Raw genomic sequence first — 23,632 nt, 5'->3', positions numbered from 1 at the left:
AGTTGTGGGTCTGAACTGACTCAAGGACTTTTGACATGCAGATGCGCTGGCTCGCTGTACCCGTCCTGATGGCTATTGGCAGCGTGGCGATGGCCGCCAGTTGCCCACCGTTGCTTGCGGGCCAATTGCCCAAGCTGCGGGCCAAGGAATCCATCGACCTGTGCCAGCAATTCGCTGGCAAGCCCTTGGTGATCGTTAACACAGCGAGCTTCTGCGGCTTTGCCCCACAGTTCAAAGGCCTGGAAGCGTTATATCAGCGCTACAAGGGCCAGGGCCTGGAAGTGATCGGCGTGCCGTCCGATGACTTCAAGCAGGAAGCCAAGACCGGTGAGGAAACCGCCAAGGTCTGCTACGTGAACTATGGCGTGACCTTCACCATGACCGAGCCGCAGAAGGTCAAGGGGCCGGATGCGGTGCACCTGTTCAAGGTGCTTGCACAGCAAGCCGACGCGGCGCCGAAGTGGAATTTCTACAAGTATGTGGTGGATCGCCAGGGCAATGTTGTGGCCAGTTTTTCCAGCCTGACCAAGCCGGACAGTCCGGAGCTGATCAAGGCGGTGGAACAGGCATTGGCTTCCAAACCCTGACCGCCAGCCAAACAAAAGCCCCGCCTCCTTCACAGGAGAGCGGGGCTTTTTTATACGACTGCGGTTAGAACTTGTAGGTCATGCCCAAGCCGAAACCGTTGGCGCTGTTTTCATACTTGGCGTTGTAGCTGGCCAATTGGTTGGAGCGTGAAATCTTGACGTCCTCTTCCTTCAGGTAGGAGTAGGCCAGGTCGATGGTCATGTTATCCATGACCTGGTAGCCCAGGCCCAGGCTGAAGATAGTACGGTCGCCGGTCGGGATGCGCGGTGAGCGATCCGTGTTGTTGGTAGGCGACTGGTCGAATGTCAGGCCGGTACGCAGTACCACTTGCTTGGTGAGCTGGTACGAAGTACCCACGGCGTAGGCCCAGGTGTCGTGCCAGTTCTGGTCTTCCTTGATTGTGCTGACCAGGCCTGGGGCAAGCGCGCCGCCAGTAGCGCCGCTGACGCCTTCGTTCTTGACGGTGATGTCTTTGAGGCGGCTCCAGCGTGTCCAGGTTGCACCGGCATAGAGTTTCCACGCGTCGGTCAGGTCTTGAGTGACGGACAGGTCGTAGGACTCAGGTGTGTCGATTTTCAGCGAGGCGTCATAGCGGTTGCTGCGCAGGAACGGCGAGGTCGCGGTCGGTGCGGTGACTTCGGTGTGGCCGTCCAGCTTGTAGCTGACCTTGGAGTGGTAGGTCAGGCCGACACGGGTGGTATCGGTGGCCTGGACCAGTACGCCGATGTTGAAGCCCAGCGCGGTGTCGTCACCCTTGATCTTGATATTGGTGTCTGGCGCGCGAGGGTTCAGCGTCAGGTCCGATTCCAGGGTACCGGCGATGCGGTTGATGGTCGGGCCAAAACCCACGGAAACGCGATCGTTGAAGGCGTAGCTGACAGTCGGTTGCAAGGTGATGACTTTCACTTCGCTCTTGCTGCCAAAGCCACGGCCCTGGAAGCCGCTTTCGTAGTCGGTCACCAGGCCGAACGGCGCATAGACGCCGAAGCCGACAGCCCACTGGTCGTTAAGTTTATTGGTGTAGAAACCGAAAGGCACGGCGGTGAAAGGCACCATATCGCCTTTGTTGCTGCCAGCGGAGCGGCCGCTGACATTGCTGATATCGGTGGAGGCATCAATGGCTGCAACGCCACCGGTGATCTGTTGGCCTTCCAGACGTGCCATACCGGCAGGGTTACCGAACACAGTACTCGCATCATCGGCAGAAGAAGAGCGACCTGCGAAACCGGTACCCATCCCGCTCACGCTCTGTTCGTTGAGGGCAAAGCCGCTGGCGAACAATTGGGAGGATGCCATGGCAACGGCGAGGCTAAGTGTGGTCTTGAGCATTACTTTTTTCATTATTAGAACTCCGTGTGATCACCGCTGCGGAAAGTATCAATAAATTTCACATCGCGCTATAGGCTGTAATGCAGGAGATAGAGCGGTTTTGTAGGACAATCCGACCAAAATTGCCGTTTTTTGCCGAATCTTGCAATTTGCCCGGTCAGCAAGCTGCCTGTTTCATGGGGCTTACACAGGTTTGCCACGCTTGGGTGAAATCTCGCAGGCGGCCTTGTGGATGGAATATTTCTTTCCAGATACGCGCCATGGCCAGCACATCGCCGGGTGCGGGAAGGGCGGGGCGTTGTTGTTCCACCAGCAACCAGGCGATGGCCGTGGCGTAGCGCAGGTTCACGGTCAACTCCAACTGAGGCGCGCTGAGGAACGCATGTTGGCTGGCCAGCCCGCGCACCAGGCTGGCGCGTTCCGGGTCCAGCGCCAGGTAGTTATCCCAGAGCGCGCGGTGGCGTGGTTCGGTGATGCTGTAGAGGCCATGGCCGCGGCGGTCATGCAGCGCCGAGCCCAGTTCTGACTGGCTGGCGGCAATGCCCAGCAGCAGGGATTCGGCTGTCGAGCTGTGGCGGCCGAGGTACATCAGCGTCGGCCTGATCACATAACGACACAATTCACTGGCGGCAATACCCATACGAGCCTCAGTCCTTGCAAAGAGTGGACGAGCCTGAGAAGGGGGGCTTGGCAGCGGTGAATCGGATCTCAGGCCCGTCGTAAGCGGATCACGCCGCTTGAGTTGAAGTGTAGTGTCATATTCACGATGTAAAGGACTGTTTTTAAAACATCTTCTGCAACTGGTTATAACGTTTATATCCATTTGTACTTAGCCCGGCGAACTCAGGGCCAAATTCCAGGCAATAAAAAACCCTGTTATTCAAACAGGGTTTTTGAGGTTTCAGCGACGCGGGTCGATCAGGCAGTCAGTGCCTGACGGGTACGATCGATCACGGCCTGCAGCGGTTCTGCGCTGGAGTATTGATCGGGGTACAGGCGTTCGCTGTGACGAGCGATGCCGTGTTCGTTGACCAGGGTGAAGCTGAAGCAGCCTTTGCGAGCGGCCATGATCAGGCAGTTCATTGGGGCAAAAGCGTTGGTGAGGGTGCGAATGGCATCCTGAGTGTGGATTTGAGCGTTCATATTATTGGTGTTCCTACAAATGACACGGATAAGAACCGTGCAACGTTAAAACGTTCCAGTAACGCTGATCACCATTGATCAAACGAAGAACCCGACTGGAACAAAGCAGCCAGTTTGAAGCGCAATTAAATTTGGCGCGCTTGGGCTGGCAGGTAGGTACTTAGGAGGGCAGGCAACACAACAAGGGCAAAGGTTCTGGGCCCAGGGTGGAGATCCTGATCAATTTGCAGGTTGGTTCGGTCAGAGTATTGGAACTTCGCGCCACCCTTTGCTTGTTCAAAGGCAGTGTCGTCGCAAGGAATACCTGGAAACCATCGAGGTGGCCGATCCCATGTGGTTCAGGGGACGTGTTCGACCAGAATTGACTTTCAGCTTGGTACTAACGCCGCGGATAGTAACGGATTGAAACAGGGAAGGGAAGGCCGCTTGCAAAAAAACTTCGTTCAGCCGCCGAGTAACTCGCAATAGACCAGCACGGTCATGGATGCGGCCAGGGCACAGCCCAGACCGTAGGCGGCGAGCGTCAGCCGCAAGGACTGGCCGGTCTCGATCATGCGGATCACATCGCCCATGTCGTTAATTCTGCCATCACTGAGTTCGATGCACAGAATCACGGCGGTAAAGGCGGCCGATAGCAGAATAGCAATAGCAAACAGTGCGCCGTCCGGCGAGGGGAGCGCGGCATTGATCCCAAGCGAGGTCGCGCAGATGGCCAGCAGCAGCCCGGCGAATAACAGAATTCCTTTCATCGGCCCTACTGGTTTGCATTGGCGGTGGCGCAGTGTGGCGAGCCGAGGCAGATTTGAAAAGCCCTCGGGTTTGCGCGCTTAGTAACATGTTTAACCGGTGTTGAATCAAAAAACGCCGACGATATAACCAGCCGATCGGGACTTGTGCACATTTGTGGTCAAGGGTGTAACCCTGCTGCCACGGGTGTGCAAGTGCGCCCATTTGCCTGTAATCAAAATTTAAGTCAATGAAAAATCTCGCTTTTTTTTATTGGTGAAAAAATCGTCAGTTTGACCGCGGCCCCCGTTCCATGGGGCTTTGCGCCTGTTCAAGGGGGGTTGTCCACTGAGTTATCCACAGCTTCTGTGGATTGTCCCGAGCGCTTGCTCTAGGACGGGCGTGCACGGTTTTTTCAGCTTTACCTGTACGAAAAAAAGAGTAGAGTGGCGCGCCTTCCGTTCTGCCCCACAGTGCTTTATGAAGTTTCGCTCAGTATCACCTTCTGTTACCGACACGGCCCAAACTGTTACCGCGCCCAAGCGTTTTTCCTTGAAGGTTGCTTTGTGGCTGCTCGACAGCCCGCGCCTGGGGCAGAGCAACAATATCAAGCATCTCGCCGGACGCTTGCTCAAGCAGCCCGCCCGCGAAGGCGTGGTGGCCGCTCAGAGCCGTCTTGGCCAACTGATGTGCCGCGAGTGCGGAAATGCCCGAGACCGGCGCATCGGCCACGATTTGTTGCGTTCGGCTGCTCGCGCCGGCGACCGTCGCGCCCAGCGCGAACTGGGGCAGGTCGAAGACTGAGCTGTCCTCCGGCCTTAGGCTTGGTTACCCTTGATCTTTTTCGGTGATGGCAGAAATGGCTATGGTGTTTGACTGGACCAGTATCGCCTTGGGTCTTGTGGGCGCAGCCGTGCCGCTACTGGCGCTGTGCTGGCAACTCCAGCGGCGCCTGACCGCACGCACCACCGGCTGGGAGTTGCTGGAGGAGCGCCTGGCGACCGCACAACTGGCCCAGGAAGGGCTCGCCGCGCAACTGGACGCCAGTCGCGATGAGATCAGTGACCTCAGCCAGGCCAATGCCGCCAAACAAGCCGACCTGGCGGCGCTGCGCCGTGAAGTCGAGCTGTTGCAGATCGACCGCGATAACGCCCGCGATGCCGCGCACGCCTGGAACCTCGACCGTAGCGCCAAGGAAACCGAACTGCGTCGCCTCGACGCCTTGGCCGCGGCCCTGAGCGCCGAATTGCGTGAGCAGCAAGAGAGTCATCAGCAACGCCTCACCGACCTGCAAGGCTCACGAGACGAACTGCGTGCGCAATTTGCCGAGCTGGCCGGCAAGATCTTCGACGAGCGTGAGCAACGCTTCGCCGAAACCAGTCAGGAGCGCCTGGGCCAACTTCTGGACCCGCTCAAGGAACGTATCCAGTCCTTCGAGAAGCGTGTCGAAGAAAGCTATCAGAACGAAGCCCGTGAGCGCTTTTCCCTCGCCAAAGAGCTTGAGCGCCTACAGCAATTGAACCTGCGTCTGTCGGACGAAGCCACTAACCTGACCCGCGCTCTCAAGGGCCAGAAAACCCAGGGTAACTGGGGTGAGCTGATTCTTGAACGAGTGCTGGAACACGCGGGCCTGGAGAAGGGCCGTGAGTACCAGACCCAGGTCAGCCTCAAAGGCCCGGATGGCGAGCGTTTCCAGCCCGATGTGCTGATCATGTTGCCGGGCGACAAGCAGGTGGTGGTCGACTCCAAGGTCAGCTTGACCGCCTATCAACAGTACGTGGCGGCGGATGACGAGGTGATTGGCCAGGCCGCGTTGAAGCAACACGTGCTGTCCCTGCGTAATCATGTCAAAGGCTTGGCCGGCAAGGACTACAAGCGCCTGGAGGGTTTGCACAGCCTGGATTTCGTCCTGCTGTTCGTACCGATCGAGGCTGCCTTTTCTGCGGCATTGCAGGCCGAGCCCAACCTGTTCCAGGAAGCCTTCGACCGCCATATCGTAATCGTCAGTCCCACGACCTTGCTCGCCACCCTGCGCGTGATCGACAGCCTGTGGAAGCAGGAGCGCCAGAGCCAGAACGCGCGGGAAATTGCCGAGCGTGCCGGCTGGCTGTATGACAAGTTCGTGTTGTTTATCCAGGACCTGGACGAAGTGGGCAACCGGCTACAACAGTTGGACAAGGCCTACAGCGCGGCGCGCAACAAGCTGACGGATGGGCGTGGGAACTTGGTCAGCCGTACCGAGCAACTAAGGTTGCTCGGCGCCCGCGCCAGTAAGAGCTTGCCGGCGGATCTGCTGGAGCGGGCGATGACCGATTCGGATGGCGTGGCGCATCTCCCGGAATAATAAATAGGGGTCTAAATTGCTCCCACAAATAGCTCGAATACAGCCCCGTTACAGGGGCAAATGCCTGCTCAACAGCGCCCGCAACGCCGCCGGCTTCACCGGTTTGGCCAAGTAATCCAACCCCGCCCCGTGCACCTCGGCCACCATCTCCGGTCGCCCATCGGCACTGATCACCACACCGGGAATCGGCTCGGCCAGTTGCGCACGCAGCCAGCCCATCAACTCGGTACCGGTTTCGCCGTGGTCCAGGTGGTAATCCACCAACGCCAGTTGCGGGCGGATACCGTCGGCCAGCAGTGCCGCGCATTCGGCCTGGTTGGCGGCCGTCCAGACTTCACAGCCCCAGCGCGTTAGCAGGCTGCGCATGCCGATCAGGATGCTGTCTTCGTTATCCACGCATAGCACCCGTGCGCCACTCAAGGGCAGGCCGGTTTCTGTGGGCGGTTTGGGTTGCACGCTGGCCTGGTTGCGGGCCAGCGGCACGCACACGCTGAAGACGCTGCCTTTGCCCGGCCAGGAGCGCACGCTCAGGCGATGGCCCAGCACGCGGCACAGACCGTCGGCAATCGCCAGGCCCAGGCCCAGGCCCTTTTCGGCACGGGTCTGGTGGCTGTCCAGGCGCTTGAACTCTTCGAAGATCACCTTTTGTTTATCCGGCGCAATGCCAGGGCCGCGGTCCCAGACCTCCAGGCAGAGTTCGCCCTTGCGGCGACGTACGCCTAGCAGCACCGGGCCGTCGGCATAACGGAAGGCATTGGTCAGAAAGTTCTGCAAAATTCGCCGTAAAAGTTTGATATCGCTGTCGACCCGCAAACGGCTGCCGCGCCAGCGGAAGCGCAAGTGTTGCTCCTGGGCCAGCGCCTTGAATTCTGCACCCAGGGTGTCGAACAGCTCGTTGAGGACAAAGGGTTGGCGTTGTGGGTTGATCTTGCCGTTTTCCAGGCGCGAAATATCCAGCAAATCACTGATCAAGTCTTCAGCCGAGCGCAGCGAGCTGTCCAGGTGCTGCACCAATTGCCGTGCCTCACTGGACAGGCCATCGGTCTGGTGGGAGAGGGCGGCGGAAAACAGCCGCGCAGCGTTCAGCGGTTGCATCAGGTCATGGCTCACGGCCGCCAGGAACCGCGTCTTCGACTGGCTGGCGGATTCGGCCACGCCCTTGGCGTCGGTGAGGGCCACGTTCAGTTGCGACAGTTCATGGGTGCGCTCGGTCACCCGCTGCTCCAGGCCCTCGTTGGCTTCGGTCAGTGCTTGTTCGGCTTCGCGGAAGGCGGTGATGTCGGTGAAGCTCATGACAAACCCGCCGCCGGGCATCGGGTTGCCGATCAACTCGATCACCCGGCCATTGGGGAACAAGCGCTCGGAGGTGTGCGCACGCCCCTGGCGCATCCAGTGCAGGCGACGCGCCACGTGCACTTGCGCTTCGCCAGGGCCACACAGGCCGCGCTCGGCGTTGTAGCGAATGATGTCTGCAATGGGCCGGCCGACGCTGATCAAGCCGTCCGGGTAGTTGAACAGTTCCAGGTAACGCCGGTTCCAGGCCACCAGCTTGAGCGACTGGTCCACCACGCTGATGCCCTGGGTGATGTTCTCGATGGCGCCTTGCAGTAGGGCGCGGTTGAACTGCAGCACTTCCGAGGCTTCGTCGGCGATACGGACAACGTCCTCCAGTTGCATTTCCCGCCCTTCGATTGCCGCTTTCACCACCGCCCGCGTCGAGGAGGCCCCGAGTACGCCGGCCAGCAAGCGTTCGGTGTGGGCGATCCAATCGTTATCGGCATTCTGGTTGGGGTTGAAGCCTTTGCCTTGGCGGTAGGCGAAGCGAATAAAGCTCTGCTGGGCCCGTTCTTCCCCGACGAAGCGCGCCGCGAGGCTGAGCAGGTCGCTGATCTGCACCGACAGCATGGAGCGCGCACTCGCACGCTGGTTGATTTCCTGGCCGATAAAACGGCCTGCCTGCCAGTGCTCGGAAACCCGTGTGCGCGACAGCATCGACACCCACACGAAGAGGGTGAAATTCCCCGCCAGGGAGAACACGGTGCCCAAGGTCAGCGACGTGACCGACAGCCCGAACGGGTGGGAATGCATCCAGGTCAGGCCGGGGAAAAGGCTGAGCGACCAGCCCAGACTTTTCGCCGTCACTGGCAAGACCAAGGTGTAGAACCACAGGAAGGTACCGGCGGCCAAACCGGCAAACACCCCACGCCGGTTGGCCTGCTTCCAATAGAGTGCGCCGAGCATCGCTGGGGCCAGTTGGGTCACAGCGGCAAAGGCGATCTGGCCGATGGTCGCCAGGCTGGCAGTGGAGCCCAGCAAGCGGTAGCTCACGTACGCCAGCAGCAGGATGATCACAATGCTCACCCGGCGAACCGACAGCATCCAGTGGCGAAAGACTTCGAATGGCCGCTCGGCGCTGGATCGGCGCAACAGCCATGGCAGCAGCATATCGTTGGAGACCATCGTCGACAGTGCAATGCTCGCCACGATCACCATGCCAGTGGCCGCTGATGCACCGCCAATGAATGCCAGCACGGCGAGGGCAGGATGGGCCTCGGCCATTGGCAGGCTGATCACATAGGAGTCCGGCAGCACTGAGCTGGGCAACAGCATCTTGCCGCCCAAGGCGATGGGCACCACGAACAGTGCCGCGAGGATCAAATAAGCCGGGAACACCCACTTGGCCAGGCGCAAATCCTGGGGGTCGATGTTCTCCACCACCGTCACATGAAATTGTCGCGGCAGGCAGATGATCGCCATCATGGCGACGCCGGTCTGTACCACCATCGAAGGCCAGTTGATGGTCTCTTTCCAGTATTCCTCCAGGCGCGGGGCGAGCATGGCCTGGCTGAACAGATCGCCGAAACCGTCGTACAAGCCGTAGGTGACAAACGCACCGACGGCGAGAAAAGCGAACAGCTTGACCAGCGACTCAAACGCAATCGCCAGCACCATGCCGCGGTGGTGTTCGGTGGCGTCGAGGTTGCGTGTGCCGAACACGATGGTAAACAGCGCCAGCACCAGCGACACGATCAAGGCCGTGTCCTGGGCGCGGGTGCCGGTGGTGTCGGGGCCGGCGCCGATCAGCAGGTTCACGCCCAGCACGATGCCTTTGAGCTGCAGCGCGATATAGGGCAGCACGCCCACCAGGCAAATAAGTGCCACCACCACCGCCAGGGACTGGGACTTGCCGTAGCGGGCAGCGATAAAGTCGGCGATGGAGGTAATGTTTTCCTGCTTGCTGATCAGGATCATCTTCTGCAGCACCCAGGGTGCCAGCACCAGCAACAGCACAGGTCCCAGGTAGATCGGCAAGAATGCCCACAGTTGTTCGGCGGCTTGGCCTACGGCGCCGAAGAAGGTCCAACTGGTGCAGTACACCGCCAGTGACAGGCTATACACCCAGGCACGCACGCGCGGTGGCAGCGGCGCATGGCGGCGGTCACCGTAAAAGGCGATGGCAAACATAGTGGCCATATAGGCCAGGGCAACGGCGGCGATCAGCCCGCTGGACAGCGTCATGGTAACTCCGAGCATAAGAACACCCGGACATTCCAGGCCCGGTTGGACAGTCTCGCATGATGCCTGGTGTTAGTCAGTGTCGACCAAGGTCGTGTGGGATCGAATGTCGCAGGTGGCGCTCAGCGTGGCGGCAGGGTTTTCTGGCGCAGGATGTAGATCGTCACCAGCACCGCACTGGTCAGCATAAAGCCCCGTGCCCATGGCAGCGGCACCAGGTAGCAGGAAATCGAGATGCTCAACCACATCAAGCCAATGGCGTAGACCTTGCCTTTGAGCGGGATGCCATTGCCGTCCAGGTAATCGCGCACCCAGGGCCCCAGGCGCGGGTGTTCCACCAGCCAGTGGTAGAAGCGCGGGGAGCTGCGAGCGAAACAGGCGGCGGCGAGTAACAGGAAGGGCGTGGTCGGCAGCACAGGTAGGAAAATGCCGATGACTCCCAGCGCTACGCTTAGCCAGCCGATGGCCAGCAGCGCGTAGCGCAGGAGCAGTGGACGGTTGCCCATGGGTGCCACGGGCAAGCGACTCAGTGGTGACGTGGCTTGAGGATCGCCGGTTTTTCGTCAGGCGCGTTGCACAGCAGGTACAGCGCGGTGAGGGCTTCCGGGATCTGCACGATCATGTCGTCCATCAGGTTGGCGTCGGCGGCGATGTCGGAGAACTCTGCTTCCTCTTCGAACAGACCCGAACCGACCATGATCGGCAGCAGCATTTCGCTGACTTCTTCTTCGGCGGTTTCGAACCAGGCGGCTTCGCGCAGGAACACGCCTTCCATGAAGCCGATGCACCAGCCGCGCAGGTCGGAGTCATCAGGGTCGTCGCCCAGGTCCAGCTCGCACGGCAGCTCGAACTCTTCGTCGGAGGCCAGTTGGCGGGCGATGTGGGCCTTGAGGGCGACCAGGGTGGATTCGATTTCTGCGCGCTGGGCGTCGTCGCTGTAGTGAGGCTCTTCAGCGAACAGCGCGTCGATCCATTCACGGTCCGGAACGGGGTCGGAGCAGATCGACAGGGCGGTCAGGTAGCCGTGGGCGGCCACGTAGTCCAGCGCCTCGTCATGCAGCTCATCGGCGTCGAGGAAGGCTTGCAGGCGGGTTAGTTGCTCAGCGAAGGACATTGAAGGGCTACCTTGGGAATAAACGATGCTGAATTCTAGGCTTTCTTGAGCGCCCAGGCCAGCCGCACGGCATATTTGCCCGGTTTTAGCCTGGTGCGTCTATTCGTCAGTCGCGCCCTTTGGTGGATAACGCTCGGGTATACTGCCGCGTTTTGTGATGCCCCTACAGGCCCAGCGCCAATCCGGGAAAACTTCGCTTACGGATTATTTTTCGTGAACGGGGATTTTTTCGGCCAGCCTGTATAGAGGGATTTCGGCACCATTTTGGAGTTTTACATGCTCGAGCAGGCTCAACGCGTCCTCAAGGACATCTTCGGCTACGACAGTTTTCGTGGCCGCCAGGGTGCGATCATTGAGCGCGTGGCCAGTGGCGGCGATGCCCTGGTACTGATGCCTACCGGTGGCGGCAAGTCGCTGTGCTTCCAGGTGCCGGCGCTGTTGCGCAATGGCCTGGCCGTGGTGGTGTCGCCGCTGATTGCGTTGATGGACGATCAGGTCGCCACCCTTGAAGAACTCGGTGTCGCCGCCGCGTCGTTGAACTCCACCCTCAGCGCCGAGCAGCAGCGCGACCTGGCCGCACGCATCAAGCGTGGCGAGGTGAAAATGCTCTACCTGGCGCCGGAGCGCCTGGTGCAGCCACGCATGCTGGCTTTTTTGCAGAGCCTGGAAATCGCCCTGTTCGCCATTGACGAAGCCCACTGTGTGTCGCAATGGGGTCACGATTTCCGTCGCGAATACCTGCAGCTTGGCCAATTGGCCGAACTGTTTCCCGATGTGCCGCGTATCGCGCTGACCGCCACCGCCGACAAGCGGACCCGCGAAGAGATCGTCGAGCGCCTGCATTTGCAGAACGCCGAGCGCTTCCTGTCGAGTTTTGACCGGCCCAATATTTTCTACCGCATCGTGCCCAAGGAGCAGCCACGTAAGCAGTTGCTGGCGTTCCTGTCCGAGCGGCGCAGTGACGCGGGCATCGTGTACTGCCTATCGCGCAAGAAAGTCGATGAGGTCGCGGCGTTCCTCTGTGAACAAGGCTACCCGGCACTGCCTTACCATGCCGGCCTGCCCAATGAAACGCGATCAGCGCACCAGAAACGCTTCCTGAACGAGGAAGGCCTGATCATGGTGGCAACCATCGCCTTTGGCATGGGCATCGACAAATCCAACGTGCGTTTCGTGGCGCACATGGACCTGCCCAAGTCCCTTGAGGCCTATTACCAGGAAACCGGGCGTGCCGGCCGCGATGGCCTGCCGGCGGATGCCTGGATGGTCTACGGACTGCAAGACGTGGTGATGCTCAAGCAGATGCTGCAGAACTCCGAGGGCGACGAGCGCCACAAACGCCTGGAACAGCACAAGCTCGATGCCATGCTCTCGTTGTGCGAAGAGACCCGCTGCCGCCGCCAGACCCTGCTGGCGTATTTCGACGAAGACATGCCTGAACCCTGCGGCCACTGCGATAACTGCATCGACGGCGTACAAACCTGGGACGCCACCGAGCCGGCGCGCCAGGCGTTGTCGACGATCTATCGCACCGGCCAGCGTTATGGTGTGGGCCATCTGGTGGACGTACTGCTGGGCAAGGACAATGAAAAAATCCGCAGCTTCGGCCACGAGAAACTCTCGGTGTACGGTGTCGGCAAAGCTCGCGCCGAAGGTGAGTGGCGTTCGCTGTTTCGCCAGATGGTTGCCCGTGGGCTGGTCGACATCGATATCGAAGGCTACGGCGGGCTGCGCCTGAATGACAGTTGCCGGCCCTTGCTCAAGGGCGAAGTGAGCCTGGAACTGCGCCGTGACCTCAAGCCGCAGACCACCGCCAAAAGCAGCAGTACTAGCCAGGCCAGCCAACTGGTGCGGGGTGAAGAACGCGAACAGTGGGAAGCCTTGCGCACCCTGCGGCGCAAACTGGCGCAGGAGCACAGCGTGCCACCCTACGTTATCTTCCCCGACTCCACCTTGCTGGAGATGCTTCGTGAGCAGCCCACCACCATGGCCGAGATGGCCCGGGTCAGCGGTGTGGGCGCGCGTAAACTGGAACGCTACGGCCAGGCCTTCCTGGAAGTGCTCGGCGGCCAGGCCGAAGCGCCGAAGGAAATCGCCGATATTCGCCACGAACTGATCAGCCTGGCCCGCGCCGGCATGACCCCGATCCAGATCGCCGGCCAGCTGCAATGCTCGGAAAAAAACGTATACACCTTGCTCGCCGAAGCCATCGGCAAGCAGCAATTGTCCCTGGAGCAGGCCCTTGATTTGCCTGAAGATTTGCTCGGTGAAATCCAGGACGCTTTTCTCGATGGAGAAGGCGAATTGCCAGCTGTCACGGAGATTGCGCCGTTATTTACCGGGCGTGTTCCGGAAGGCGTTTTGTACTGCGTGCGTGCTGCTTTGCAGTCGGAATTCGAAATTTAGTGTGCCAATTACGACAATGTAACGAATCAGTACATAGCGGGCCTTGCCTACTGACAGGGCTCATGCTTAGCTGACTAATAATTAGCCATACTTTATTTTCAGTCTTAAACATGAGTTTTTTATGCCGTTAACCGATCAACACCGTTTTGGCATGCAGTTGGCGCAAATGTCCCGAGGTTGGCGCGCCGAACTGGATCGCCGGCTGGCGGGGCTGGGCTTGTCCCAGGCGCGCTGGCTGGTGCTGCTGCACCTGGCCCGTTTTGTCGAAGCACCCACCCAGCGTGAATTGGCCCAGAGTGTCGGCGTAGAAGGGCCCACCCTGGCCCGTCTGCTCGATAGCCTGGAAGGCCAGGGCCTGGTGCAACGCCAAGCCGTGGTGGAAGACCGCCGCGCCAAACGTATTCTGCTGTGCGATACCGCCCAACCGCTGATCGACCAGATCGAAACCATCGCCACGGCGTTGCGCCATGAGTTGTTCGTGGGCGTGAATGAGGAAGACCTGCGGGTGTGCATGCGGGTGCATGAGCACATCCTGGCGAACCTGGAAAAGTCCTGATCTAAATAATGTGGGAGCTGGCTTGCCTGCGATGACGGACATTCAGTCAAGGGATTAGCTGACTGACGCACCGCTATCGCAGGCAAGCCAGCTCCCACATTGGGTTTAGTGTTCGGCTTCTTAGAACGTCTGGCCCAGGTTCAAGTACACCGCCTTCTGATTATCATCATTGAACCCATAGCTGAAATTCAGCGGCCCCAAGGGTGTATCAAACCCCAGGAAAATACTCGCCGCGTTGATATAGCCGCTATCGAACTCGTTATCGTTGTTCCACGCCCGACCCCGTTCCAGGGATGCACCCAGGTACAACGGGAAGTCCAGAGGCAGGTAAGAGCGCGGGGTGAGCCTGCGGTAGTACACCGCGCGCATCAAACTGATGTTCTGCCCCGAAATCGCATCCTGGCGGAAGCCTGATAATTGCCGTGCGCCTCCTAGCAGGAAGCTGGAAATCACCACATCCGAATCGTCCAGGGTGCGCCCATAGCGGCCGCCCAGTATCAGGGTGTCCGGGCCGTGGCTCATGGCCTTGTCCAGCTTGAATTCCCACTGGCGGTAGCGCTGGTCCGAGCCCAGGCCAGGTTCGAACTCGCGAAAGGCCAGGCCGATGTCTTCGCCGCTGTGGGGGAAGTACACGTTGTCCAGGGAGTCGAAGGAATATTTGAGTTCATAGAAGCCTTCGCTGAAGCTCACGCTTGGCAGATCGCGGTCGCCAATGCGCACGTCCGCCTTGCCCCAGGCTTCGCCCACGCCAAAGCGGATCTCGCCGCTGTTGCCGATCTGCCGGCCCACGTTCAAACCGAAGCCATAGCGTTCCAGGCGGTATTCGGAGATGGGGTCGTTATCCAGGATCAGCTCGACGTTCTGCGCCTCGGCCCTGATGTAGGGGGCCACAAAGTAGCGTGAGCCGGTGTCCATGGGTTGGTAGAATTCACTGTAGAGCTCCTGCCGATCACCGATCTGCACCCGTGTGAGCCATTCCGCGCCGAGGCGGTTGATGCCGTTCACGCGGTAACTGGCGCCGAGGTTGAAGGCGCTGTCGCCGCGCATGTCGTCCGAGAGGTTCAAGCCCAGGCGCAGGTAGTCGGTGCCGCTGCGCTTGCCGCGTGCGCTGATCACCAGGGTGTTGTCCTGGCCTTTTTTTACCACGCGGTATTGCACCTGCTCGAAGTAATCGAGGCCGTACAGGGTGCCCATGTCTGATTGCAGGCGGCCCAGGTTCAACGGTTCTCCCAGCCCCTGGCGAATGTAATAGCGGATGACGTCATCACTGACCTTGGAGTCGTTCTCCACCTGGATTGCGGTGATTACCGGGGTGCGTTCGCCCGGTGTGCGGGCGGCTATCAGGTCGGCGTCGATGGGTTCGGCAGGGCGCAGGTGTGCCAGGCGTACGTCGAGGGCACGGGTGGCGCGGTAGCCGGCATCGATCATGTCCTTGGCGCGGCCAAAGTCGGTGACGCCATAAGCGGCCAGCGGCGGTTGGATCAACACGTCCTTAGGGTTCAGGGCCTTGAGTTGTTCCTCGGAGTTACGCCGGGTCATCAGGGTGATGGACTGGTTGAGCACGTCCACCACGGTGGCCAGTTGTTTGCGCGAGCGCAGCGGGGTGCCGATGTCGACCACGATAGCAATATCGACGCCCATCTCCCGCGCCACATCCAACGGGATGTTGTCGGTCATACCGCCGTCCACCAGCAGGCGGCCATCCAGCTCCACCGGGGCGAACACCGCGGGAATCGACATGCTGGCGCGTATCACCTGGGGCAGGTGGCCTTTGCTGAAGACTACTTTTTCGCCGGTGGTGATGTCGGTGGCCACGGCGCGGAATGGGATCGGCAGCTTGTCGAAGTTACGCGTGTTGCTGCTGTGGGCGAACATGCTTTCCAGCAGCAACGCCAGGTTCTGGCCCTGGATCACGCCCAGCGGCAGGCCGAGGCTGCCATCGTCGCGGAAACTGAGTTTTTGTTTGACCAGGAAATCCCGGTCGTCCTGTTTGCGCCGAAACGGTACATCTTCACGCGGTGGCGCGTCGGACAGGGCCTGCTGCCAGTCGATCCCCAGCGCCAACTTCTCCAGCTCGTCAATTTTGTAGCCCGACGCATACAACCCGCCAATCACCGCGCCCATACTGGTGCCGGCAATCGCATCGATATGAATACCTTGCTCTTCAAGCGCCTTGAGCACGCCGATATGCGCCAGGCCACGGGCGGCGCCGCCGGACAGCACCAGGCCGATTTTCGGGCGGGGGGCTTCTACCGCGTCGGCAAGTAGGGGGACAAGGCACAGGAACAGGCAAGACAGCAGGCGGCGCATCATCAATCTCGTGGCTGGGCGACAAAGGCCGCTATTATAGCCACCCGATTCGCTGAGCCTGTTACGCCAGGAGCCGCTTAATGATGTCTGCATGCAAACCCGAGATCGTGATCACCTATTGCACCCAGTGCCAGTGGTTGCTGCGCGCCGCGTGGCTGGCCCAGGAGCTACTCAGCACCTTTGCCGATGACTTGGGGCGCGTGGCACTGGAACCAGCCACCGGCGGGGCCTTTCGCATTACCTGCGATGGCGTGCAGATTTGGGAGCGCAAGGCCGATGGCGGTTTTCCCGAGGCCAAGGTGCTCAAGCAGCGAGTGCGCGACCAGATCGACCCGCAGCGCGACCTCGGGCATAACGACCGTACCGTCTGAAGTCAGGCCGGCGCCGGTTGCTTGGCCTGGCTGGCGCTGCCCATCAGGCCGGAGAGCACGATGGCGACGATGATCAAGGCGCCGCCCAGCAGCATGCGCAGGGTCGGGGTTTCGGCAAACAACAGCCAGGCCACGGTGATGCCGTAGACCGGTTCCATCGCAAACACCACCGACGCGGTGCGCGCCTTGATCACCGCAAGGCTGGCGACAAACAGGCTGTGGGCCAGGCCGGTACAAAACACCCCCAGCAGCCCGATCCACAGCCAATCTATCCCTCGCACATCCGCCAACCCCGGCGCGGCCACGGGCAGCAGGAGCGCGGCGACCACGACGTTCTGGCACAGCGCGGCCTGTACCGCAGGAATGCGCCCTGAACTGGCGCGATTGTTCAGCGACAACAACGAGAACAACAGGCCCGAGGCGATGCCCCACAGCAGCCCGCCCGTGGCCTCGCTGGCGAGATTGAAATCCGGGGTCACAAGCACCAGGCCAACGGTGACCAGCACCACCAGCAGCACTTCATTGGCGCGAATGCGCTCGCGGAAAATCAGCCCCTCAAGGATTACGGTAAAGGCCGGAAATGCGGTGAACCCCAGGGTCGCCACGGCCACACCCGCGACTTTGACAGCGATAAAGAAGGTCACCCAATGGGCGGCCAGCACGACGCCGCTGACCAGCAGGCGACGCCAGTCACGCATCTCCAGTTTTTTCCAGGGAGCGTTGCTGGCAAAGCGGGCGAATACCGCCAGGGCCAGCACGGCAAACGCGGCCCGGCCGAATACGATGATGGCAGGGGAGGCCGCCGCCAGCTTGCCGAATACGCCGGTGAGGCCAAACATCAGTGCGCCGATATGCAGGGCGCCAAGGGCTGAGCGGGGAGTCATTGCGATCCTTGATCCAACAGGGGGTGACAGCCTCGCAGTCTAGAGGGTTGGAGGATGGGCGTCTGTCGCGGGCCGGGTGATTTTTAGCGCAAGACTCTTGCTAGCCCGCCCGACGCAACGCCCCGGGCGAGGCGCCAAAGGCCCGTAGCATGGCCGCGCAAAATGCACTTTGCGAGGCGTAGCCGACGCGCTCGGCAATCTCGCCGATGGGCAGGGAGGTTTCGCGTAAAAGCCTGAGCGCCATATGCAAGCGACGACTGCGTAGATAGTCCATCGGCGTTTGCCCGCACTCAGCCATAAACCGTGCATGCAGGCGCGGCACGGACAAATCGGCAATCCGCGCCAGGTCGGCCACCTGGAGCGGACGCGCCGCATGGCGCTCGATATGGCTATTGAACGCGGCATAAGGCAGACGCCGGCCAGGCAGCGGTTGACCCTGAGGGTGGTTGAGGCTGGCCAGTAACAACACGGCGCCTTGCTGGACGATCAGCGGGTCGTGCACCGGGCTTTGTGCCAGCCACTGCACCAACTGGTGTTGCCGGGCATCCAGCGCCAGGCGTGCGGGTTGGTCGAGCAAGCGGCGGCTGGCATCGGCATGTTCGCCCAAGGATTGCACCACCCAGTGCTCGGTCGGCACATCCAGCACCAGGCAGCGGCTGCCATCGCGGCTGATGCAGGCGTGGTGGGTGGAGAAGGGCAGCACCATCACGCTGCTTTCGCGCACCTGGCTGCCACGGCCATCGACTTCCAGGTCCAGGTGCCCGGAAAGGCCGAACACCAACTGCGCATGGTCATGGCTGTGGGCAATGGGCGCTTCGAGGTAGTGGCGTAGCGTGAGGGTCGGGCTCATCGCGGTCTCCAGGCCGGCAAGCTGTCAGTCTACAACGCTTGGCGAGCGACGGGCGCTGTCATCAGACTGACGCACGCTTGTCATGGACTATTAATCGCCAAGGCGCAAGCTCGCCAAAACAGCGTCGAGGGATGCCCATGACCCGTGCCGAGTTCACCAAGCCCAGCCGCAAGCAACGGGTGCGAACCCTGTGGATTTCCGACGTGCACCTGGGCACTCGGGATTGCCAGGCCGAACACCTGTCGCACTTTCTCAAGGGCTACCATGCCGACAAGGTCTACCTGGTCGGTGACATCATCGACGGTTGGAAACTGCGCGGTGGCATGTATTGGCCCCAGGCTCACACCAACGTGATCCGCCGCTTGCTGACCATGGCCAAACGTGGCACCGAGGTGATCTATGTCACCGGCAACCATGACGAGTTCCTGCGTCGCTATTCCAAGCTGATCCTGGGCAATATCCAATTGGTCGATGAGGCTGTACACGTCACCGCCGATGGCCGCCACTTGCTGGTGATTCATGGCGACCAGTTTGATGTGATCACGCGCTATCACCGCTGGCTCGCCTTCCTCGGCGACTCGGCCTACGAATTCACCCTGACGCTGAACCGCTGGCTGAACCACTGGCGTGCGCGGTATGGCTACGGTTATTGGTCGCTGTCGGCGTACCTGAAACACAAGGTCAAGACGGCAGTGAGTTTTATCAGCGATTTCGAAGAGGCGATTGCCCACGAGGTGACCAAGCGTGAATTGCACGGGGTGGTGTGCGGGCATATTCACCATGCCGAGATTCGCAAGGTGGGCGAGGTGGATTACCTCAACTGCGGGGATTGGGTGGAGTCGTGCACGGCCTTGATCGAGCACTGGGATGGGCATATCGAGTTGTATCGGTTGGCGGATGCGCAGGCCAAAGAGGCACTGCTAAAGGCCGAAATGGTCGCTGGCTGAAGCCCTGCGTTCTTATAAAAGTGGGCGCTGGCTAGGTATCGCACACGGATTCAGCGTCCGGCATCAATCCCCTGTGGGAGCGGGCTTGCCCGCGATGGCGGTGGGCCAGGCAATTAATCTGCAACTGAACCACCGCCATCGCAGGCAAGCCAGCTCCCACACGTAATCCTGTTGCTTCAGTTGGAAACGTCGGCGATGGCTTGAGCCAGCAACGTCAAGCGCGTTGCATCAACACCGGCCACGTTAGCCCGCCCCGAACTGACCATATACACACTGTGCTTTTCGCGCAGTTGCTTGACCTGCTCGGCACTCAAGCCGGTATAGGAAAACATCCCACGCTGCGTGCCGATATGTGCGAATTTCTCGGCCAGGCCATGGGGCGCAAGCGCTTCCACCAATCCTGCGCGCAGATGGGCGATCCGCGAACGCATGGCCTCGACTTCCTCGCTCCACTGCTTTTTCAGCTGTGCATCACCGAGGATGGTCGCCACCACGGCAGCACCGTGATCCGGCGGTGTCGACCACAGGTTGCGAGCGATATTCGCCAGTTGGCTGCGTACATCGGTGAGCTTTTCGGCATCCGCCGCACAGACGATCAATGCACCCACGCGGTCGCGATACAGGCCGAAGTTCTTCGAGCAGGAGCTGGTGATCAGCACTTCCGGCAGCTCGGCGGCAAACAGGCGCACCGCCCAGGCATCCTGTTCCAGGCCATCGCCAAAGCCCTGGTAGGCGAAGTCGATCAGCGGCAGCAACTGGCGTTCACGCACGATCTGCAAGACCTGGCGCCAGTCATCCTGGGACAGATCAAAGCCGGTCGGGTTATGGCAGCACGCGTGCAGCAATACCACGTCGCCCTTGGGCACGCTGGACAGGGTTGCCAGCATTGCCGTCACATCCAGGCGGTTGTCGCTGCCCACGTAAGGGTAATGACTGACCTTGAGCCCGGCTTTGGCAAAAATGGTTTCGTGGATCGGCCAGGTCGGGTTGCTCAGCCACACGCCACGGCCCGGCAGGCTGTGGGCGATAAAGTCGGCACTCAAGCGCAGGGCGCCGGTGCCGCCTGGGGTTTGCGTGGCGCCAGCGCGGCGGTCACGCAGCAAGGCCGAGTCGGCGCCGAGCACCAGTTGGCTGATCAGGCTGCCGAAGGCTGCATCGCCATGCCCACCGATATAGGTCTTGGTCACTTGGGTGTCGACCAGGCGCTGTTCCGCCAGCTTCACCGAGTGGGGAATCGGCGTCAGGCCTTGCTCGTCCTTATAGACACCTACGCCCAGGTCGAACTTGTTCGGGTTGGCGTCCTGGGTATACAGGTCCATCAACCCGAGGATCGGGTCGCCGGGCACGCGGTCGATGGCATCGAAATGCATTACTTGCGACCCTCGGCAGTCTTAGCCACTTCGTCGGTGCGCGCGGCCATGATGAAGTCGTTGCGGTGCAGGCCCTTGATGGAGTGGCTCCACCAGGTCACGGTGACTTTGCCCCACTCGGTGAGCAGGCCAGGGTGATGGCCTTCGGCTTCGGAAATTTCACCCATGGCGTTGGTGAAAGCCAGGGCGAATTTGAAGTTCTTGAACAGGAAAACCTTTTCCAACTGCATCACGCCGTCGCGCACTTCGATGTTCCAGTCAGGGATCTGCTTGATCAGCACCGGCAGTTCTTCATCGCTGACTTGCGGGGCATCGGCGCGGCAGGCTTCGCAGTGGGCTTGGTTCAAGGTGGTCATGGAAGGTGTCCTGAATTCGAATGATTGAAGGTCAGTGGCGTTACCCTAAAGCAACGCGGGGCCAGGGAACAGACTCACCTGGCCTTAAAACGTGAGGTTCACGCGGCTTTGGGTTTGGGCGGAAATTTCGGTGCGTGCAGACCCAACTGCATGCCGCGCTCGACCATGCCCATGATGTCTTCCTGCGCCACGTCGAACAGGCGCTTGAGCTCGGGCAAGACGAAGTACAGCGGTTGCAGGATGTCGATGCGATAGGGGGTGCGCATCGCTTCCAGCGGGTCGAAGGCCTGGTGCTCGGGCTCGTCCGACAGGCAATACACACTTTCTTTAGGCGACGACAAAATGCCGCCACCGTAGATACGCCGGCCCTGAGGCGTGTCCACCAGGCCGAACTCGATGGTCATCCAGTACAGGCGCGCCAGGTATACCCGTTGCTCCTTGGTGGCCGCCAGGCCGAGCTTGCCGTAGGTGTGGGTGAATTCAGCGAACCAGGGGTTGGTTAGCAGCGGGCAGTGGCCAAAGATCTCGTGAAAAATATCCGGCTCTTGCAGGTAGTCCAGTTCTTCACGGGTGCGGATAAAGGTCGCCACCGGAAACTGCTTGCTGGCCAGCAATTCAAAGAAGGTCTGGAAGGGAATCAGCGCCGGCACGCGGGCGACTTGCCAACCGGTGGTGTCGGCCAGCACCTTGTTGATCTCGCCCAGTTGGGGGATGCGGTCCAGGGGCAGGCCGAGCTTGTCGATGCCGTCCAGGTATTCCTGGCAGGCGCGGCCCTCAATCACCTTCAACTGACGAGTGATCAGGGTATTCCACACCGCGTGTTCTTCTGGCGGGTAGTGGATAAAACCTTGCGCATCGGGCTCGCGGGCCACGTACTGCGTCTGCTTCATACGGCTCTCCTGCTAGGCATTCGTTCTTGTTATGTCCTGGGATGCCTCTATTGATAACCGGATAGGCGCAGGATTCCATCAGCCTTTAGCCAATGCGTGTGGGAAAAATTACCGATATTCGTAAAGAATTCGTTACGATAGGCTCGCTTCTCGCAGCTATGGGCTGGGAATAGCTGCCGTACTGTCACATAATCTTGACGACTATCTGCGCCTAGCGACAAAAAGACGCGGCGCCTACTCCTTTTTCGAGTTTTTCCATGCGTATCAAAGTGCACTGCCAGAACCGCATCGGCATCCTGCGGGACATCCTCAACCTGCTGGTGGAGTACGGCGTCAACGTCGCCAAGGGCGAAGTCGGCGGTGAGCATGGCAATGCCATCTACCTGTTCTGCCCCAACCTGGTGAACATGCAATTCCAGGCGTTGCGCCCGCAGTTCGAGGCGATTGCCGGAGTGTTCGGGGTCAAGCGGGTAGGGCTGATGCCCAGCGAGCGGCGGCATATGGAACTCAATGCGTTGCTCGGTGCCCTGGAATTCCCGGTGCTGTCCATTGATATGGGCGGCTCCATTGTGGCCGCCAACCGGGCGGCGGCGCAGTTGCTTGGCGTGCGGGTAGATGAAGTGCCGGGGATTCCCCTGTCGCGTTATGCCGAGGATTTTGACCTGCCGGAACTGGTGCGTGCCAGCAAGTCGCGGATCAATGGCCTGCGGGTCAAGGTCAAGGGCGACGTATTTCTGGCGGATATCGCGCCGCTGCAATCCTCCGAGCACGACGACAGCGAAGCCATGGCCGGCGCCGTGCTCACCCTGCACCGTGCCGACCGTGTCGGTGAGCGTATCTATAACGTGCGCAAGCAAGAGCTGCGCGGTTTCGACAGCATCTTCCAAAGCTCCAAGGTCATGGCCGCAGTGGTGCGTGAAGCGCGGCGCATGGCGCCGCTGGATGCGCCGCTATTAATAGAAGGCGAAACCGGCACCGGCAAGGAGCTATTGGCCCGGGCCTGCCACTTGGCCAGCCCGCGGGGGCAGTCGCCGTTGATGGCGCTCAACTGCGCGGGGTTGCCCGAGTCGATGGCCGAGACTGAACTGTTTGGCTATGGCCCCGGCGCATTTGAAGGGGCGCGGGCGGAAGGTAAATTGGGCCTGCTTGAGCTGACGGCGGGCGGTACCTTGTTTCTGGATGGCGTGGGAGAAATGAGCGCGCGCTTGCAGGTCAAGCTGCTGCGCTTTTTGCAGGATGGTTGTTTTCGCCGGGTGGGCAGTGATGAAGAGGTGTACCTGGACGTGCGGGTGATCTGCGCGACCCAGATGGACTTGTCGGAACTCTGCGCCCGGGGGGAGTTTCGTCAGGACCTTTATCACCGGCTGAATGTGCTGTCGTTGCATATCCCGCCGTTGCGCGAATGCCTGGATGGCCTCGCGCCGTTGGTCGAGCACTTTCTCGACCAGGCCAGTCGGCAGATCGGTTGCCCACTGCCCAGGCTGGCCCCTGCGGCCATGGACAAACTCAGCCACTACCACTGGCCAGGCAACGTGCGGCAACTGGAAAACGTGCTGTTCCAGGCGGTGTCGTTGTGCGAAGGCGGCACGGTCAAGGTTGAGCATATTCGCTTGCCCGATTACGGCGTGCGTCAGCCGCTGGGTGATTTTTCCCTGGAGGGGAGCCTGGAGGATATCGTCGGGCGCTTTGAGAAGGCGGTGTTGGAAAGCCTGTACGCCGAACACCCGAGCAGTCGCCAGTTAGGCAAGCGCCTGGGGGTGTCGCACACCACCATTGCCAACAAGCTGCGTGATTACGAAGTGCTCAAGGCCGATAAATAGTTCGCTGATTCAACGCGGCCAAAAATGTGGGAGCGGGCTCTGTCGTTTTCCAGGCCGGTGTTTGCCGCAGGCGGCAGTAGTCCGCCGTTTTTTCGACTGTTTCTTCCCGCGC

Annotated in this window: 21 protein-coding genes; 8 read left to right on the top strand and 13 right to left on the bottom strand. The window is 60.6% G+C overall.

The window, feature by feature from the left end; translation table 11 throughout:
• Positions 1-35 precede the first annotated feature (35 nt).
• Positions 36-587, top strand: coding sequence for a glutathione peroxidase (locus AB4P90_RS20660; protein ID WP_014719380.1), 552 nt, complete (start codon positions 36-38; stop codon positions 585-587).
• A gap of 64 nt (positions 588-651) precedes the next feature.
• On the opposite strand, the gene AB4P90_RS20655 is transcribed toward AB4P90_RS20660, so the two are convergent.
• From AB4P90_RS20655 to AB4P90_RS20640, 4 genes are all read right to left on the bottom strand, one after another.
• The gene (locus AB4P90_RS20655) at positions 652-1,929 is read right to left on the bottom strand and encodes an OmpP1/FadL family transporter (protein WP_003193026.1); all 1,278 of its coding nucleotides are present in this window, start codon (positions 1,927-1,929) and stop codon (positions 652-654) included.
• 145 nt (positions 1,930-2,074) lie between these two features.
• Positions 2,075-2,557 (bottom strand): hypothetical protein, encoded by a 483-nt coding sequence (locus AB4P90_RS20650; protein WP_130175629.1) that lies wholly within the window; start codon positions 2,555-2,557, stop codon positions 2,075-2,077.
• A 278-nt stretch (positions 2,558-2,835) separates the two neighbouring features.
• Positions 2,836-3,060 carry a hypothetical protein gene (locus tag AB4P90_RS20645; RefSeq protein ID WP_003193022.1) on the bottom strand — a complete coding sequence of 75 codons (225 nt, stop codon included), beginning with the start codon at positions 3,058-3,060 and terminating at the stop codon, positions 2,836-2,838.
• A gap of 443 nt (positions 3,061-3,503) precedes the next feature.
• On the bottom strand, positions 3,504-3,809 hold the full coding sequence (locus AB4P90_RS20640; protein WP_014719378.1) for a hypothetical protein: 306 nt from the start codon (positions 3,807-3,809) through the stop codon (positions 3,504-3,506).
• A gap of 457 nt (positions 3,810-4,266) precedes the next feature.
• Between AB4P90_RS20640 and AB4P90_RS20635 the strand changes: the two genes are divergently transcribed.
• Both AB4P90_RS20635 and rmuC read left to right on the top strand, forming a co-directional pair.
• On the top strand, positions 4,267-4,590 hold the full coding sequence (locus AB4P90_RS20635) for a hypothetical protein (protein WP_038451067.1): 324 nt from the start codon (positions 4,267-4,269) through the stop codon (positions 4,588-4,590).
• Positions 4,591-4,765: 175 nt separating this feature from the next.
• Entirely contained in the window at positions 4,766-6,130 is a 1,365-nt protein-coding gene (gene rmuC, locus AB4P90_RS20630; protein WP_169918249.1) for a DNA recombination protein RmuC, read from the top strand.
• A gap of 48 nt (positions 6,131-6,178) precedes the next feature.
• Here the strand turns inward: rmuC and AB4P90_RS20625 are convergent, their stop codons facing one another.
• The 3 genes from AB4P90_RS20625 to AB4P90_RS20615 form a co-directional block, all read right to left on the bottom strand.
• Positions 6,179-9,649: a PAS domain-containing hybrid sensor histidine kinase/response regulator gene (locus AB4P90_RS20625; RefSeq protein WP_038451065.1), complete on the bottom strand. Its 3,471-nt coding sequence runs from the start codon at positions 9,647-9,649 to the stop codon at positions 6,179-6,181.
• Between the two features lie 119 nt (positions 9,650-9,768).
• Positions 9,769-10,152, bottom strand: a complete 384-nt coding sequence (locus AB4P90_RS20620) for a YbaN family protein (RefSeq protein ID WP_019818414.1) — start codon at positions 10,150-10,152, stop codon at positions 9,769-9,771.
• Between the two features lie 20 nt (positions 10,153-10,172).
• The gene (locus AB4P90_RS20615; RefSeq protein WP_003193011.1) at positions 10,173-10,760 is read right to left on the bottom strand and encodes a YecA family protein; all 588 of its coding nucleotides are present in this window, start codon (positions 10,758-10,760) and stop codon (positions 10,173-10,175) included.
• A 276-nt stretch (positions 10,761-11,036) separates the two neighbouring features.
• On the opposite strand from AB4P90_RS20615, the gene recQ reads away from it, so the two are divergent.
• The gene (gene recQ, locus AB4P90_RS20610) at positions 11,037-13,166 is read left to right on the top strand and encodes a DNA helicase RecQ (protein WP_014719373.1); all 2,130 of its coding nucleotides are present in this window, start codon (positions 11,037-11,039) and stop codon (positions 13,164-13,166) included.
• Between the two features lie 121 nt (positions 13,167-13,287).
• Positions 13,288-13,722: a MarR family transcriptional regulator gene (locus tag AB4P90_RS20605; RefSeq protein ID WP_003193007.1), complete on the top strand. Its 435-nt coding sequence runs from the start codon at positions 13,288-13,290 to the stop codon at positions 13,720-13,722.
• Between the two features lie 120 nt (positions 13,723-13,842).
• On the opposite strand, the gene AB4P90_RS20600 is transcribed toward AB4P90_RS20605, so the two are convergent.
• Positions 13,843-16,032: a patatin-like phospholipase family protein gene (locus AB4P90_RS20600; protein ID WP_032903134.1), complete on the bottom strand. Its 2,190-nt coding sequence runs from the start codon at positions 16,030-16,032 to the stop codon at positions 13,843-13,845.
• A gap of 83 nt (positions 16,033-16,115) precedes the next feature.
• Here AB4P90_RS20600 and AB4P90_RS20595 point away from each other — a divergent pair, with 83 nt between their 5' ends.
• Entirely contained in the window at positions 16,116-16,403 is a 288-nt protein-coding gene (locus tag AB4P90_RS20595; protein ID WP_014719371.1) for a SelT/SelW/SelH family protein, read from the top strand.
• 2 nt (positions 16,404-16,405) lie between these two features.
• Here the strand turns inward: AB4P90_RS20595 and AB4P90_RS20590 are convergent, their stop codons facing one another.
• Both AB4P90_RS20590 and AB4P90_RS20585 read right to left on the bottom strand, forming a co-directional pair.
• On the bottom strand, positions 16,406-17,287 hold the full coding sequence (locus tag AB4P90_RS20590; protein ID WP_019818408.1) for a DMT family transporter: 882 nt from the start codon (positions 17,285-17,287) through the stop codon (positions 16,406-16,408).
• Positions 17,288-17,387: 100 nt separating this feature from the next.
• Positions 17,388-18,137 (bottom strand): AraC family transcriptional regulator, encoded by a 750-nt coding sequence (locus AB4P90_RS20585; protein WP_014719369.1) that lies wholly within the window; start codon positions 18,135-18,137, stop codon positions 17,388-17,390.
• Between the two features lie 137 nt (positions 18,138-18,274).
• Between AB4P90_RS20585 and AB4P90_RS20580 the strand changes: the two genes are divergently transcribed.
• On the top strand, positions 18,275-19,084 hold the full coding sequence (locus AB4P90_RS20580; protein WP_014719368.1) for a UDP-2,3-diacylglucosamine diphosphatase: 810 nt from the start codon (positions 18,275-18,277) through the stop codon (positions 19,082-19,084).
• A 176-nt stretch (positions 19,085-19,260) separates the two neighbouring features.
• Here AB4P90_RS20580 and AB4P90_RS20575 read toward each other — a convergent pair whose 3' ends face one another.
• The 3 genes from AB4P90_RS20575 to phhA all read right to left on the bottom strand — a co-directional run bounded on the left by AB4P90_RS20575 (position 19,261) and on the right by phhA (position 21,700).
• On the bottom strand, positions 19,261-20,454 hold the full coding sequence (locus AB4P90_RS20575) for an amino acid aminotransferase (RefSeq protein ID WP_019818405.1): 1,194 nt from the start codon (positions 20,452-20,454) through the stop codon (positions 19,261-19,263).
• Positions 20,454-20,810: a 4a-hydroxytetrahydrobiopterin dehydratase gene (locus AB4P90_RS20570; protein ID WP_003192995.1), complete on the bottom strand. Its 357-nt coding sequence runs from the start codon at positions 20,808-20,810 to the stop codon at positions 20,454-20,456. Before AB4P90_RS20570 ends, AB4P90_RS20575 begins: the two co-directional genes overlap by 1 nt.
• Before the next feature lie 98 nt (positions 20,811-20,908).
• Positions 20,909-21,700, bottom strand: coding sequence for a phenylalanine 4-monooxygenase (phhA, locus tag AB4P90_RS20565; protein ID WP_014719366.1), 792 nt, complete (start codon positions 21,698-21,700; stop codon positions 20,909-20,911).
• A gap of 257 nt (positions 21,701-21,957) precedes the next feature.
• Here phhA and AB4P90_RS20560 point away from each other — a divergent pair, with 257 nt between their 5' ends.
• Positions 21,958-23,520, top strand: a complete 1,563-nt coding sequence (locus AB4P90_RS20560; protein ID WP_072433691.1) for a sigma-54-dependent transcriptional regulator — start codon at positions 21,958-21,960, stop codon at positions 23,518-23,520.
• Positions 23,521-23,632: the final 112 nt, after the last annotated feature.

The organism is Pseudomonas sp. B16120, assembly GCF_044218845.1.
Classification (GTDB): domain Bacteria; phylum Pseudomonadota; class Gammaproteobacteria; order Pseudomonadales; family Pseudomonadaceae; genus Aquipseudomonas; species Aquipseudomonas paracarnis.
This window is presented reverse-complemented; position numbering and strand designations above follow the sequence as displayed.

What these genes read in the sequence shown, in the direction of transcription:
- AB4P90_RS20595 (WP_014719371.1), top strand. Translation starts at nt 16,116, where the DNA reads ATGTCTGCATGCAAACCCGAGATCGTGATCACCTATTGCACCCAGTGC.
- AB4P90_RS20590 (WP_019818408.1), bottom strand. Translation starts at nt 17,287, where the DNA reads ATGACTCCCCGCTCAGCCCTTGGCGCCCTGCATATCGGCGCACTGATG.
- AB4P90_RS20650 (WP_130175629.1), bottom strand. Translation starts at nt 2,557, where the DNA reads ATGGGTATTGCCGCCAGTGAATTGTGTCGTTATGTGATCAGGCCGACG.
- AB4P90_RS20640 (WP_014719378.1), bottom strand. Translation starts at nt 3,809, where the DNA reads ATGAAAGGAATTCTGTTATTCGCCGGGCTGCTGCTGGCCATCTGCGCG.
- AB4P90_RS20600 (WP_032903134.1), bottom strand. Translation starts at nt 16,032, where the DNA reads ATGCGCCGCCTGCTGTCTTGCCTGTTCCTGTGCCTTGTCCCCCTACTT.
- AB4P90_RS20635 (WP_038451067.1), top strand. Translation starts at nt 4,267, where the DNA reads ATGAAGTTTCGCTCAGTATCACCTTCTGTTACCGACACGGCCCAAACT.
- AB4P90_RS20580 (WP_014719368.1), top strand. Translation starts at nt 18,275, where the DNA reads ATGACCCGTGCCGAGTTCACCAAGCCCAGCCGCAAGCAACGGGTGCGA.
- phhA (WP_014719366.1), bottom strand. Translation starts at nt 21,700, where the DNA reads ATGAAGCAGACGCAGTACGTGGCCCGCGAGCCCGATGCGCAAGGTTTT.
- AB4P90_RS20620 (WP_019818414.1), bottom strand. Translation starts at nt 10,152, where the DNA reads ATGGGCAACCGTCCACTGCTCCTGCGCTACGCGCTGCTGGCCATCGGC.
- AB4P90_RS20585 (WP_014719369.1), bottom strand. Translation starts at nt 18,137, where the DNA reads ATGAGCCCGACCCTCACGCTACGCCACTACCTCGAAGCGCCCATTGCC.
- AB4P90_RS20570 (WP_003192995.1), bottom strand. Translation starts at nt 20,810, where the DNA reads ATGACCACCTTGAACCAAGCCCACTGCGAAGCCTGCCGCGCCGATGCC.
- recQ (WP_014719373.1), top strand. Translation starts at nt 11,037, where the DNA reads ATGCTCGAGCAGGCTCAACGCGTCCTCAAGGACATCTTCGGCTACGAC.
- AB4P90_RS20605 (WP_003193007.1), top strand. Translation starts at nt 13,288, where the DNA reads ATGCCGTTAACCGATCAACACCGTTTTGGCATGCAGTTGGCGCAAATG.
- AB4P90_RS20655 (WP_003193026.1), bottom strand. Translation starts at nt 1,929, where the DNA reads ATGAAAAAAGTAATGCTCAAGACCACACTTAGCCTCGCCGTTGCCATG.
- AB4P90_RS20615 (WP_003193011.1), bottom strand. Translation starts at nt 10,760, where the DNA reads ATGTCCTTCGCTGAGCAACTAACCCGCCTGCAAGCCTTCCTCGACGCC.
- AB4P90_RS20560 (WP_072433691.1), top strand. Translation starts at nt 21,958, where the DNA reads ATGCGTATCAAAGTGCACTGCCAGAACCGCATCGGCATCCTGCGGGAC.
- AB4P90_RS20645 (WP_003193022.1), bottom strand. Translation starts at nt 3,060, where the DNA reads ATGAACGCTCAAATCCACACTCAGGATGCCATTCGCACCCTCACCAAC.
- AB4P90_RS20575 (WP_019818405.1), bottom strand. Translation starts at nt 20,454, where the DNA reads ATGCATTTCGATGCCATCGACCGCGTGCCCGGCGACCCGATCCTCGGG.
- AB4P90_RS20660 (WP_014719380.1), top strand. Translation starts at nt 36, where the DNA reads ATGCAGATGCGCTGGCTCGCTGTACCCGTCCTGATGGCTATTGGCAGC.
- AB4P90_RS20625 (WP_038451065.1), bottom strand. Translation starts at nt 9,649, where the DNA reads ATGACGCTGTCCAGCGGGCTGATCGCCGCCGTTGCCCTGGCCTATATG.